Source organism: Mycobacterium parmense, assembly GCF_010730575.1.
Classification (GTDB): domain Bacteria; phylum Actinomycetota; class Actinomycetes; order Mycobacteriales; family Mycobacteriaceae; genus Mycobacterium; species Mycobacterium parmense.
The window spans coordinates 1,826,146-1,839,493 of sequence record NZ_AP022614.1; the positions used below are offsets into that span (position 1 = coordinate 1,826,146).

A 13,348-nucleotide genomic window follows, 5' to 3' on the forward strand; every position below is an offset into this window, starting at 1 on the left:
TTGCGCGCATTCACCGTCGCCGAGCGGCGAAACCGGCTGGCGCGCAGACACTTCCTGGCCGACGCGGAAGCGGTTTCGGTCGCCACGATCACCACGGCGCTCGTCGGCCTGCATGCCACCGATCCGGCCACCCCCTACCTGTCACTGTGGGCCCGGTCCCCGGGATTCGTCACGACGGACCTCGATGCCGAGCTGTACGAGAAGCGTTCCGCCCTGCGGCATCTGGGGATGCGGCGGACGCTGTGGGTGGTCAACGCCGGCGACCTTGCCCGGGTTCAGTCGGCGGCCAGCGACCGCGTCGCCCACACCGAGCATCGCCGCCTGGTCGGCGACGTCGAGCGGTCCGGGGTGGCCGCCGACGGTGCGCAGTGGGTGCGGCGGGCCTGCGCGGCGGGGTTGCGTCACCTGAAAGAGCACGGCCCCGCCACCAGCACGGAACTGCGGGCCGCGCTGCCCGAACTCGCGGGAACCTACGACCCCGCGCCGGGGAAACCCTGGGGAGGCAAGGTGCCGCTGGCCCCGCGGGTGCTGACGCTGCTCTCGGCGCGCGGCGAGATCGTCCGCGGGCCCAACGACGGGGCGTGGACCACGTCGCGACCACGCTGGGCCGCCACCCCGGCGTGGCTGGGGCGCGTGGGTGAGCCGGCGCTCGCCGACGACGCGCAAGCCGAACTGACCCGCCGATGGTTGCGGGCCTTCGGCCCGGCCGGCGCGGCGGACCTCAAGTGGTGGTTCGGCACCACGCTGACGGCCGCGCGCAGGGCCCTGGCCCACGCCGGCGCGGTGGAGGTGGACCTGCACGGCGGTCCGGGCTTCGTGCTGGCCAACGACACTGAGCCAGAACCGGATCCGCCACCCTGGTGCGCGCTGCTGCCGGGACTGGATCCCACCACCATGGGCTGGTTCGAGCGCGACTGGTACCTGGGCGCGCACCGTGGGCAGGTCTTCGACCGCACCGGAAACGCCGGCCCGACGGCGTGGTGGAACGGTCGCGTGGTGGGCGGCTGGTGTCAGGACGACGGCGCACGGGTGCGGCTGCAGCTGCTGGAAGACCCGGGCCGCGACGGGCGGGCCGCCCTGCGGCGACGGGCCGACGAGCTGACGTCGTGGCTGGACGGCGTGCGCGTCAACCCGCGCTTCCCGTCGCCGCTGTCCAAGGCCGGCCCCACGGCGGGGTTGGCGATCTGATCGCGCCCAGCCCGCCGGCCGCCGATCAGGCGGTGGCCTTGCGCTTTCGGCCGGGCCGCCGCGGCGCGCTCGATGCCGCGCCGGAGCGCCCGATGACCTCGGCCAGGAACTTCCCGGTGTAACTCTCGGGCACCGCGGCGACGTCCTCGGGAGTGCCCTGCGCGACGACGGTTCCGCCCTCGGCGCCACCCTCGGGGCCCATGTCGACGATCCAGTCCGACGTCTTGATCACGTCCAGGTTGTGCTCGATGACGATGACCGTATTGCCTTTGTCCACAAGCCCGTTGATGACTTTCAGCAACTTGCGGATGTCGTCGAAGTGCAGGCCCGTGGTGGGCTCGTCGAGGATGTAGACGGTGCGGCCCGTCGAGCGCTTCTGCAGCTCGGCGGCCAGCTTCACCCGCTGGGCCTCGCCACCGGACAACGTGGGCGCGGGCTGGCCGAGCCGTACGTAGCCGAGGCCGACGTCGACCAGCGTGCGCAGGTAGCGATGGATGCCGCTGATCGGCTCGAAGAACTCGGCGGCCTCCTCGATCGACATGTCGAGCACCTCGGAGATGGTCTTGCCCTTGTAATGCACCTCGAGGGTTTCCCGGTTGTAGCGCGCGCCATGGCAGACCTCGCACGGCACGTACACGTCGGGCAGGAAGTTCATCTCGATCTTGATGGTGCCGTCGCCGGTGCAGGCCTCGCAGCGGCCGCCCTTGACGTTGAAGGAGAACCGGCCGGGTTGGTAGCCACGCACCTTGGCTTCGGTGGTGGCCGCGAACAGGGTGCGGATCTTGTCGAACACCCCGGTGTAGGTGGCCGGGTTGGAGCGCGGCGTCCGGCCGATGGGCGATTGGTCGACACGCACCAGCTTGTCCAGGTGGTCCAGGCCGGTGACCCGGGTGTGCCGTCCCGGGACCTGCCGGGCGCCGTTGAGCCGGTTGGCCAGCACCGCGGCCAGGATGTCGTTGACCAGGGTCGACTTGCCCGAACCCGACACGCCCGTGACTGCGGTCAGCACGCCGAGCGGGAACGACACGTCGATGCCGCGCAGGTTGTGCTCGCGGGCGCCCACGACGGTCAGCTGACGCCGCCGGTCCACCGGCCGCCGGACCGCGGGCATCTCGATACTCTCGCGGCCCGACAGGTAGGCGCCCGTCAGGGACTCCCGGTTCGCCAGCAGCTCGGCGTAAGTGCCGCTGTGCACGATGAGGCCGCCGTGCTCGCCGGCCCGCGGTCCGATGTCGACGATCCAGTCGGCATGGGCGATGGTGTCCTCGTCGTGCTCGACGACGATCAGCGTGTTCCCCAAATCCCTGAGGCGGGTGAGGGTTTCGATGAGCCGACGGTTGTCGCGCTGATGCAGACCGATCGACGGCTCGTCGAGCACGTACAGCACGCCGACCAGCCCGGAGCCGATTTGAGTGGCCAGCCGGATGCGCTGGGCCTCGCCGCCGGACAGCGTGGCCGCGGCCCGCGACAGCGACAGGTACTCGAGCCCGACATCGAGCAGGAAGCCGAGCCGCGACTGGATCTCCTTGAGCACCTGCCCGGCGATCGCCTGTTCGCGGGTGCCCAGGGTGAGCGCGTTCAGGAAGTCTGCGCAGTCGGAGATGGACAGCTCGCAGACTTCGGCGATGGATTTCTTGCCGTGCTTGCCCGCCGCCAGGGTTACCGCGAGAATCTCCGGCTTGAGGCGGGTCCCCTCGCACACCGGGCAGGGCACGTCGCGCATGAAGCCCTCGTAGCGTTCCTTCATCTGCTCGGACTCCGTCTGCGCCATCTTGCGCTGCAGGAACGCCAGCACGCCCTCGAAGTCGGCGTAGTAGGACCGGGTGCGGCCGTACCTGTTGCGGTAGCGCACGTGCACCTGGTGGTCGGACCCCTCGAGGATCGCCTTGCGCGCCTTGGCCGGCAGCTCGCGCCACGGGGTGTCGACGTCGAAGCCCAGCTCGTCGCCGAGCCCGGCCATCATCCGGGTGAAGTACTCCGCGGTGTGTCCGGCCGACCACGGCGCGACCGCGCCCTCGGCGAGGGTGCGCTCCGGGTCCGGGATCACCAGGTCGGGGTCGACCTCCTTGCGGATGCCCAGGCCGCTGCACTCGGGGCAGGCGCCGTACGGGGAGTTGAAGGAGAAGGACCGCGGCTCCAGGTCGTCGACGGCCAGGGGGTGCCCGTTGGGGCAGGCCAGCTTCTCGGAGAACCGCTGCTCGCGGTGATGATCCGGCTCGTGGCCCACGTGATCGGGAAACTCCAGCACCACGATGCCGTCGGCCAGGCCCAGCGCGGTCTCCACCGAGTCGGTGAGCCGCTGCTTGGCGCTCGCCTTGACCGTGAGGCGGTCGACCACCACCTCGATGTCGTGCTTCTCCTGCTTCTTCAGCTTCGGCGGGTCGGTCAGCGGGTACACCACGCCGTCGACCCGAACCCGGCTGTAGCCCTGGGCGTTGAGCTTCTCGAAGAGGTCGGCGAATTCGCCCTTGCGCGTGCGGACCACCGGCGCCAGCACCAGGAACCGGGTGCCCTCCGGCATCGCCAGCACCTGGTCGACGATTTGCTGGGGCGTCTGGCGGGCGATCCGCTCGCCGCAGACCGGGCAGTGCGGGGTGCCCGCGCGCGCGTACAACAGCCGCAGGTAGTCGTACACCTCGGTGATCGTCCCGACCGTCGACCGGGGGTTGCGGTTGGTCGACTTCTGGTCGATCGACACCGCGGGCGACAGCCCCTCGATGAAGTCGACGTCGGGCTTGTCCATCTGGCCCAGGAACTGGCGGGCGTAGGCCGACAACGACTCCACGTACCGGCGCTGCCCCTCGGCGAAGATCGTGTCGAAGGCCAGCGAGGACTTTCCCGACCCGGAGAGCCCGGTGAAGACGATCAGCGCGTCGCGGGGCAGGTCGAGATCGACGCCGCGCAGGTTGTGTTCGCGGGCGCCCTTGACGATCAGGCGGTCAGCCACGCTGCCCCTCTCAGTGAGACTGTGACGTGCCGGTGGCGGTCCTTCGGAGACGAGGTCGCGCGCGGCGCTTTCCATGCATCGCGCACGGCGCACTCCATGCTATGTGCCCGTACCGACAAGCAACGGACGACCAGTAACGTGGCCCACATGAGCGTCCTGGACGACAACTACACCGGACACGTCGAGCCCGGCACCGCCGCCCGCCGCTGCCTGCCCGGCGCCACGATCCTCAAGGCGTCGGTCGGCCCCATGGACAACAACGCCTACCTGGTGACGTGTTCCGAGACCGGGGAAACGCTGCTGATCGACGCCGCCAACGACGCCGACACGCTGCTCGGGCTGATCCGCGACCACGCCCCGAAGGTGTCGCTGATCGTCACCAGCCACCAGCACTTCGACCACTGGCAGGCGCTGGAAGCGGTGGCGGCCGCCACCGGCGCGCCGACGGCCGCCAACGAGATCGACGCCGGGCCGCTGCCGATCAAGCCCGACCGGTTGCTGTCGGGCGGCGACACCGTGCAGGTCGGCAAGCTCAGCTTCGACGTGATCCACCTGCGCGGGCACACGCCCGGATCGATCGCCCTGGCCCTGGACGGCCCCGCGACCGGCGGCGTCACCCAGTTGTTCACCGGAGACTGCCTTTTCCCGGGCGGTCTCGGGCGGACCACCAAGGCGGCCGAGTTCGATTCCCTCTACCAGGACGTCAAATCCCGGGTATTCGACCGCTTCGGCGACGACACCGTCGTCTACCCCGGCCACGGCGACGACACCACCCTGGGCGCCGAGCGCCCACACCTCGAGGAGTGGCGGGAACGGCGCTGGTGACCGACGCGGCGGCAGCCGTGGACTTGGACTTACGCGGTGGTGTGCACGATCAGCACATCGGTCTTGGCCCGCCGGGACACGTTGGCCGGCACCGACCCGAGCAGCCGGCCCGCGATGGTGCTCAGACCCACATTGCCGACCACCAGGAGATCGGCCTGCACCTCCTCGGCCAGGTGCACCAGCGCATCGACCGGGGCGCCCACGACCGGTCGCTCCTCCACGTTCTTGGCGCCGGCTGCGTGTGCGCGGTCCCTGGCGTCGCGCAGAATCGAGTAGATCGGCGCCGTGCCCGAGACCTTGTAGCTCTCGTCCCGCAAGACGTCGGCGGCGCGCGCGTCTTCGTGCTGGGGTAAGTACGCCGACGCGACGATCAACTTGGCGTCGGCACCGGCGATAGCGGCCGCCCGGTCCACCGCGCGCAAGGATGAATCCGATCCGTCGGTCCCCACCACCACGGTCCGATAGGCACTCATTTACCCTCCCAGTTTCGGTTGGTCAGCCAACCCCAGACAGTATCGTGTTTGCCGTTTACACAGTGGTCAGATTGGCGACACAGCGCGGCGTGGCGAGTGCGGCATCAGGGGGCCACGCTGCATCAACGCACAATATTGCCCATGGAAACGCAATCGAATCCCGGCGCCGCCGGTGGAAAGTATTGCATTACCCGACTTTTCGTAAAATGGCGGGCGCGCGGTGCGAATGCGAGGGGCTCTTTCGTGAGCCGGTTCGTCGCCTCAGCCTTAAAGTGACAAGCATCATGACGATGCCGACCGCCGAGCCCAACCTCGAGCAGCGCGCCCCGGACGTCGTCGCCGAGCCCGTGGCGGCGCCGCCTGCGGGCCGGTTCCTCGACCCGTGGGCGATTGCCGTCGTCGCCACCGTGATCAGCGCCGCCTGGGCCTGCCGGCCGTCGTTCTGGTTCGACGAAGCCGCCACCATCTCGGCGTCGGCCAGCAGGACTCTGCCCGAGTTGTGGCGGCTGCTCGCACACATCGACGCCGTGCACGGCCTGTACTACCTGTTGATGCACGGCTGGTTCGCCGTGTTCCCGCCGACCGAGTTCTGGTCGCGGTTCCCGAGCTCCCTGGCGGTCGGGGCGGCCGCCGCCGGCGTCACCGTGTTCGCCCGGCAGTTCTCCGGACGCACGACTGCGGTGTGCGCGGGCCTGGTGTTCGCCATCCTGCCGCGCACCACCTGGGCGGGCATGGAGGCGCGTTCGTACGCCATGTCGGTCGCCGCGGCGATCTGGCTGACGGTGCTGCTCGTCGCTGCGGCCCGCCGTAACCGCCCGCGGCTGTGGCTGTCCTATGCGCTGACGTTCATGGTCTCGATTCTGCTCAGCCTCAACCTGATCCTGTTGGTGCCGGTCCACGCCGTGCTGGTGGCTCTTTCGGCGCCGGACAAACAGGCCAGATCGCCGTTGGTTCGGTGGGCCGTCGCCTCGGCCGTCGCGGTCGGGCTCATGACGCCGTTCATCATGTTCGCCCACGGCCAGGTGTGGCAGGTCAACTGGATCTACCCGCTCAGCTGGCATTACGCGTTCGACATCGTCCAGCGCCAGTACTTCGACCACAGCGTTGCGGTGGCCGTTCTCTCGGCGGTCACCCTGGTCACGGCGGCGGCGGCCCGGCTGGCCGGCGCCCGCGGCCCCGCGGGCGACATGCGCCGGCTCGTGCTCATCTGCCTGGCCTGGATCGTCGTCCCGACCGTCCTCGTGGTCGTCTACTCCGGGGTCAGCGAGCCGATCTACTACCCCCGCTACCTGATCCTCACCACGCCGGCGATGGCCATCCTGCTCGCCGTGTGCATCGTGACGCTCGCGCGCCGGCCGGGGCTCGTCGCCGTCGGCGTCCTGCTGTTCGCCGCGGCCGGACTGCCGAATTACCTGTTCGTCCAGCGGTGGCCGTACGCCAAGGAGGGCTGGGACTACAGCCAGGTGGCCGACCTCGTCAGCGCGCACGCCGCGCCCGGCGACTGCCTGATGGTGGACAACACCGTCCCGTGGCGGCCCGGCCCGATCCGGGCCCTGCTCGCCGCCCGACCGGCCGCCTTCCATTCGCTGATCGACGTCGAACGCGGCGCGTACGGGCCGGCGGTCGGCTCGCTGTGGGACGGGCACGTGGCCGTGTGGCTGACGACGGCCAAGCTCAACAAGTGCGGCGTGATCTGGACGATCACCGACCGGGACGGGTCGCTGCCCGCCCACCAGGCCGGTCGGTCGCTGCCGCCCGGTCCGGCTTTCGGCCGCTCCCCCGCGTACCGCTTCGCCGGCTACCTCGGCTTCCGCATCGTCGAACGCTGGCAGTTCCACTACTCACAGGTGGTCAAGTCCACGCGGTGACCGCCGTCAAACGACGAGAAGGGCTCAGTCAGCGCAGGCTGTCGACCCGGTCTGTCGGGCGGGCGCCGCGGGTCGCGCTGTAGGAGGCCGCCAGACCGACGACGCTCAGGGCGGTGAACGCGGTGAACAACCAGCGGGCCGCCAGCAGGTCGTCGCCCATGGAGGAGTTGACCACGACGCCGGCGAGGCCCGCACCGAACGCGGCGGAGACCAGCTGCACGGTGTTGATCGCCGCCGCGGCGGCGCCGCCCTCGGCCGGATCGTCGACGGAGGCCATCGCGCGCACCGACAGGTGCGGCCACGCCATGCCGATGCCGATGCCGGCGACCAGCAGCGCCACCGCCCACAGCGCGGAGGTCCACACCGACGATTCGGTGTGCCGGGCCGCCACGCCCAGCGCCAGCCCCGACGCCACCACCATCGGCGAGACGCCGATGACCCGGCCGATCAGGCGCTGGTTGGTCAGTGACGCGCTGACGATCTCGCTGACCGTCCAGCCCAGAGCCAGCGCCGCGCCCAGGAAGCCGGCCGCGAGCGGGCTCAGGTGCGCCAGCCGCTGCCCGAAGAACGGCACGTAGGTGGTCACCATCGCGGCGCCCATCAGCACCGCCATGGTCAGGTAGATCGACTTCAGCGGCCCGCGACCGAACACGCTGGGCGGCAGCACCGCGGCGTGCATACGCCAGTCGACGATGACGAACAGGCCGAACAGGACGATGCTCGCCGCGAGCAGCCCGACCGTGGCCAGGAAGTCGGACGGAATCTCGGCGACGCTGACCGCCAGCGCGGCCGCGCCGATCAGCAGCAGCGACCACACCGGAACCTTCACCACCGTGCTGTCCGGGTTCGGGTCGACCGTGGTCGACGACAACGCGGCGGGCACCAGCATCGCCATCAGTGCGGCCAGCACCGCCATCGCGGCGAACGCCCACCGCCACAGGCCGAACTGCGCGAACAGGCCGCCCGTAGCCGGCCCGACCACCGTGGCCACACCCCACATCGCCGACACCAGCGCCGAGCCCCGCGTCCACAGGTAGCGGGGCAGCGCGGCGTTGATCACGGCGTAGCCCAGACCGGCGAGCAGGCCGCCCGCCACGCCCTGTAGGGCGCGCCCCGCTATCAGGACCTCCATGTTCGGGGCCGCCCCGCACACCAGGCTGGCGGCGCCGAACACCGCGAGCCCGGTCAGGTAGGACGTGCGCGCGCCGACGCGCAGCAGCATCGGGTTGACCATGGTCGCGGCCACCACCGAACCCACCAGGTACAGGGTCGTCACCCACGCGTACAGGCGGCTGCCGCCGATCTCGGCGAGGGTGTTGGGCAGCAGGCTGCTGGTCAGGAACTCGTTGGTGGCATACAGGGCGACACCGCCGGCAAGCACTATCGACGTGCCCAGATACCTGCCGCCGAGCAGTTCGCGCCAGCTGGCCGGGGGGCTGGCGATGTCCGTCACGCCTCCACCGTATGGGGTACCCCCGCTGTGACGAGCGTCACTTCAGCCCGGCGGCGTCCATTCCCCGCAGCTCTTTCTTGAGGTCGGCGATCTCGTCGCGGAACCGCGCGGCGAGCTCGAACTGCAGGTCACGGGCGGCGGCCATCATCTGCGCGGTGAGGTCTTTGATGAGGTCGGCCAGCTCGGCACGCGGCATGTTGGCCGTGTCGCGGCCCTCGAACACCCCCGCACTGACGGCGCGTCCGGGCTCGCCCTGAGCGCGCCGGCCGCGTGAAGCGTTGCGGCCCGAGCCGCCGACCCCCACGTCGGTATCGTCGGCCTCGCGATAGACCTGGTCGAGGATGTCGGCGATCTTCTTGCGCAGCGGCTGCGGGTCGATGCCGTTGGCCTCGTTGTAGGCGATCTGCTTGGCCCGCCGCCGTTCGGTCTCGTCGATGGCCTCTTTCATCGAGTCCGTCATGGTGTCGGCATACATGTGGACTTCACCGGAGACGTTGCGCGCGGCGCGGCCGATGGTCTGGATCAGGCTCCGCGACGACCGCAGGAAGCCTTCCTTGTCGGCGTCGAGGATCGACACCAGCGAGACCTCGGGCAGGTCCAGACCCTCACGCAGTAGGTTGATGCCGACCAGCACGTCGTACTCACCGAGCCGCAGCTGGCGCAGCAACTCCACCCGGCGCAACGTGTCGACCTCGGAGTGCAGGTAGCGCACCCGGATCCCCATCTCCAACAGGTAATCGGTGAGGTCTTCGGCCATCTTCTTGGTCAACGTCGTCACCAGCACCCGCTGGTCGGCCTCGGTGCGCTTGCGGATCTCGCCGATCAGGTCGTCGATCTGGCCCTTGGTCGGCTTGACCACGACCTTCGGGTCGACCAGGCCGGTCGGGCGGATCACCTGCTCGACGAACTCGCCCGCGGACTGGCTCAGCTCGTAGGGACCCGGCGTGGCCGACAGGTACACCGTCTGCCCGATCCGGTCGGCGAACTCCTCCCAGGTCAGCGGGCGGTTATCACAGGCCGACGGCAACCGGAACCCGTATTCCACGAGGTTGCGCTTGCGCGACATGTCGCCCTCGTACATGCCGCCGATCTGCGGCACCGTGACGTGTGACTCGTCGATGACGAGGAGGAAGTCCTCCGGGAAGTAGTCGAGCAGCGTCGCCGGCGGCGAACCCGGCCCGCGGCCGTCGATGTGGCGCGAGTAGTTCTCGATCCCCGAGCAGAACCCGACCTGGCGCATCATCTCGATGTCGTAATTGGTGCGCATGCGCAGCCGCTGGGCCTCCAGCAGCTTGCCCTGCGCCTCGAACTCGGCGAGGCGCTCGGCCAGTTCCGCCTCGATGGTGGAGATCGCCTGGGCCATCCGCTCCGGACCGGCCACATAGTGGGTGGCCGGGAAGATGCGCAGCGAGTCCACCTGGCGGATGACCTCGCCGGTCAGCGGGTGCAGGTAGTACAGCGCCTCGATCTCGTCGCCGAAGAACTCGATGCGCACGGCCAGCTCTTCGTAGGACGGGATGATCTCCACGGTGTCGCCGCGGACGCGGAACGAGCCGCGGGTGAAGGACAGGTCGTTACGCGTGTACTGGACGTCCACCAGCAGCCGCAGCAGGCCGTCCCGGGCCACCTCGTTGCCCACCTGCAGTTCGACCGAGCGGTCCAGGTAGGACTGCGGCGTGCCCAGGCCGTAGATGCACGACACCGACGCGACCACCACCACGTCGCGGCGGGACAGCAGCGACGACGTCGCGGAGTGCCGCAGCCGCTCCACGTCGTCGTTGATGGAGCTGTCCTTCTCGATGTAGGTGTCGGTCTGCGCGATGTACGCCTCGGGCTGGTAGTAGTCGTAGTACGACACGAAGTACTCGACGGCGTTGTGCGGCAACATCTCCCGCAGCTCGTTGGCGAGCTGGGCGGCCAGCGTCTTGTTCGGGGCCATCACCAGCGTGGGCCGCTGCAGGCGCTCGATGAGCCAGGCCGTGGTGGCCGACTTACCCGTTCCCGTGGCGCCCAGCAGCACCACGTCACGCTCCCCCGCCCTGATCCGGCGCTCCAGTTCGTCGATGGCGGCCGGCTGGTCGCCCGCCGGTTTGTGCGGGCTGACCACCTCGAAGCGCGCGCCACTGCGGACTACCTCCTCGACGGCGCGGTACTCCGAGTGGGCGACTACCGGATGTTCAGTGGCGAAAGCCATATCACCAGGGTAGAACGACGCACCGACACGATCCCTTCCGCAAGCGCTGTCCGCGAGGGCGCGCAAACTCTCACGCCGCTCGGCGTGTCGGCGTACAGACACGCGCCCTCGCGGCCGGAAAGGGCCGGAAGGGGCAGGCCGGACGGCTATCCGGCGGGACGGGTCCAGGTCCGGGTGACCGGGTCACATTCGAGCAGATGACCGTCGTTGGACGTCGTCATGGCGAACGCCGGCAACCCCGGCTTGTCGCACGAACTGCCGGAGGCGTGTACCCCGTTCGCGATCGGGGCCCGCGCCCAGGTGTTGCCCTCGCAGACGATCTGCTCGTTGTTGGTCGGGTCGTAGGCGAGCTTGTCGATGTCGGTGCACATCCCGCCCAGCACGGGCGGGCCCCCGGGCGCCGACGGCGGGTTGGTGGTGTTGACCGCCTGCGTGGGGTCGGCGAGGTTCACCCCCGCCGGCACGTCACCCACCCGGGTCGCGACCACCGGCACCCGCACCACCGCGCCCTGCGCGCTGCACTCGTTGCTGAGCACCGTCTCGGTCATGGTCCCCCGCAGGGTCCCGTTGGCCTGCGGCGCCAGCGACCACGCGATGGTCTCCTGCTGGGTTGCCCCGGCCTGTCCGTTCGGCTGGGTGCAGCCCACCCGCGCCTGCTGGGGCGAGCCCTGCCAGTAGCCGCCGACGAAGCGCAGCGCGTCCGTGTGACCGCCGTCGACGCTGCTGGCGACCTGGTGGTTGGTGTCGTCGAGCTGTGTGCCGGTCGCCCCGCAGCCGTTGGTGGTGCACGCGGAGCGGAACGCCCACCAGGCGGTGCCGGCGTCGTCGGAGCGGATCGGGATGCCGTTGGTGGTCTGCTTGGTGTGGTCGAAGGCCAGCTGGTAGGTGCCGTTGAGCGTCGGCCCGCCGGTCCTCGCCGGCGCGGCGCCGGGCGCCGGAACCGACGGTTTGGACGCGAGCGCCGGGTTGGCCGGCGAGTTGTCCGGTTGGAACGAGTACAGGATCGACCAGGTGGCGGCCACGGCGACCAGCACCGCGCAGATCAGCGCGGCGGCCCACCGGGTCCGCGACGAGACCTTGTGGTTCAGCGCCGTGACGACGCCGCGGACCCCGCGCCGCCGGGGCGCCGCCTCCGGCTCGGCGTCGGACTGCGCGCCGTCGTCGGTGTCGTCGGGCACCCGCTCGCCGACGGCGGCGGCGAACGCACGGCACCGGCCGAACCGGTCCGCGGGTTGTTTGGCCAGCGCCTGAAAGAACACGTCGTCGAGTTCCGCCAGTTCCGGCCGGTAGTCGCTGAGCCGGGGCGGGTCCTCGTGCAAATGCTGGCTGATGACCGCGATCGGGTTGGAATGCTGGAACGGCGGCGCGCCGGTGAGCAGGTGAAAGGCCGTCGCCGCCAGCGCGTACTGATCGGCCCGGCCGTCGATGTTGGCGCCCGTCAGCTGCTCGGGCGCGGCGTAGGCCACGGTCCCCACGGCCACGTTCGTCTCGGTGATCCCGCTGATGTCGCCCAGGTGCCGCGCGACACCGAAGTCCGCCAGCACGATCCGGCGTTCGCCGTCCTCGGGATGGGTGAGCAGGATGTTGGCGGGCTTGACGTCGCGGTGCAGCAGGCCGCGATCGTGGGCATAGTCCAGCGCGCTCGCGACGGCCCGCACGATGGCGCAGACCTCGTCGATGGTCATGCCGTCGGGGTAACGCTCGCGCATCAGTCGGGCGGCGTCGGTGCCCTCGACGTAGTCCATCGAGATCCACAGGTGGCCGTCGAATTCGCCGCGGTCGTGGACCCCGACGATGTGCGGGTGCCACAGCGTCGCGGCGAGGTCGGCCTCGCGGTTGAACCGCTCACGGAATTCGCGGTCCGCCGTGACCGCCTCGGCGAGGACTTTGATGACGTCGCGGCGCGGCAACCGGGGGTGCAGGGCCAGGTAGACCTCGGCCATGCCGCCGGCGCCGAGTTGCCGCAGGATGGTGTAGCCGGCGAACGGCGTGCCGTTGGTGACGGCCAGCCGCGCCCCGCTGGGCTCCCCGCGCTGCTGCTGCGCCTCGGGCGCGGACGCGGGCTGAGGCTCCACGTTCGGGGTCGACTCCACCGGCGGGATGCGGCGCAGCAGATGCGCGAACGTGCCCGAGGGCAGCGAGTGCAAGCCCGCGCGCAGGGCCTCGCGGGCCAGCCGCGGGTTGCTCAGCAGCCGCCGGCCGGCGCCCAGGCGCCGGGTGGGTTCCCGGTCTTCGTCCATCGCTGTCACCCCCTCGTCGCCCGGCGCCACGTAACCGCTGTCGGCGCCCCGCTGTCCGCGGCGCGACACCGCGGGCAGCAGGCCCTAGTCCGTTGTCCCCTCGTGCCTCACCGTCGAATCATGCCGGATCCGGGTAGGCGATCAATCTCAGCAAGCTATG

8 protein-coding genes are annotated in these 13,348 nt (G+C 70.3%); 3 read left to right on the top strand and 5 right to left on the bottom strand.

Annotated elements, in window-relative coordinates; translation table 11 throughout:
- Window positions 1-1,188: a winged helix DNA-binding domain-containing protein gene (locus G6N48_RS08285; protein ID WP_085270754.1), complete on the top strand. Its 1,188-nt coding sequence runs from the start codon at window positions 1-3 to the stop codon at window positions 1,186-1,188.
- A 25-nt stretch (window positions 1,189-1,213) separates the two neighbouring features.
- Here the strand turns inward: G6N48_RS08285 and uvrA are convergent, their stop codons facing one another.
- A complete protein-coding gene (uvrA, locus tag G6N48_RS08290) occupies window positions 1,214-4,135 on the bottom strand; it encodes an excinuclease ABC subunit UvrA (RefSeq protein WP_085270753.1) in 2,922 nt (973 codons plus the stop codon).
- A 147-nt stretch (window positions 4,136-4,282) separates the two neighbouring features.
- Here uvrA and G6N48_RS08295 point away from each other — a divergent pair, with 147 nt between their 5' ends.
- Window positions 4,283-4,960, top strand: a complete 678-nt coding sequence (locus G6N48_RS08295; protein ID WP_161494237.1) for an MBL fold metallo-hydrolase — start codon at window positions 4,283-4,285, stop codon at window positions 4,958-4,960.
- A 29-nt stretch (window positions 4,961-4,989) separates the two neighbouring features.
- Here the strand turns inward: G6N48_RS08295 and G6N48_RS08300 are convergent, their stop codons facing one another.
- A complete protein-coding gene (locus G6N48_RS08300) occupies window positions 4,990-5,433 on the bottom strand; it encodes a universal stress protein (RefSeq protein ID WP_085270751.1) in 444 nt (147 codons plus the stop codon).
- A gap of 284 nt (window positions 5,434-5,717) precedes the next feature.
- Between G6N48_RS08300 and G6N48_RS08305 the strand changes: the two genes are divergently transcribed.
- Entirely contained in the window at window positions 5,718-7,301 is a 1,584-nt protein-coding gene (locus tag G6N48_RS08305) for a mannosyltransferase (protein ID WP_085270750.1), read from the top strand.
- Between the two features lie 28 nt (window positions 7,302-7,329).
- Here G6N48_RS08305 and G6N48_RS08310 read toward each other — a convergent pair whose 3' ends face one another.
- The 3 genes from G6N48_RS08310 to G6N48_RS08320 all read right to left on the bottom strand — a co-directional run bounded on the left by G6N48_RS08310 (window position 7,330) and on the right by G6N48_RS08320 (window position 13,188).
- A complete protein-coding gene (locus tag G6N48_RS08310) occupies window positions 7,330-8,754 on the bottom strand; it encodes an MFS transporter (RefSeq protein ID WP_085270749.1) in 1,425 nt (474 codons plus the stop codon).
- A gap of 37 nt (window positions 8,755-8,791) precedes the next feature.
- Window positions 8,792-10,948 carry an excinuclease ABC subunit UvrB gene (uvrB, locus tag G6N48_RS08315; RefSeq protein WP_085270748.1) on the bottom strand — a complete coding sequence of 719 codons (2,157 nt, stop codon included), beginning with the start codon at window positions 10,946-10,948 and terminating at the stop codon, window positions 8,792-8,794.
- A gap of 146 nt (window positions 10,949-11,094) precedes the next feature.
- On the bottom strand, window positions 11,095-13,188 hold the full coding sequence (locus tag G6N48_RS08320; protein ID WP_085270779.1) for a serine/threonine-protein kinase: 2,094 nt from the start codon (window positions 13,186-13,188) through the stop codon (window positions 11,095-11,097).
- Window positions 13,189-13,348 lie beyond the last annotated feature (160 nt).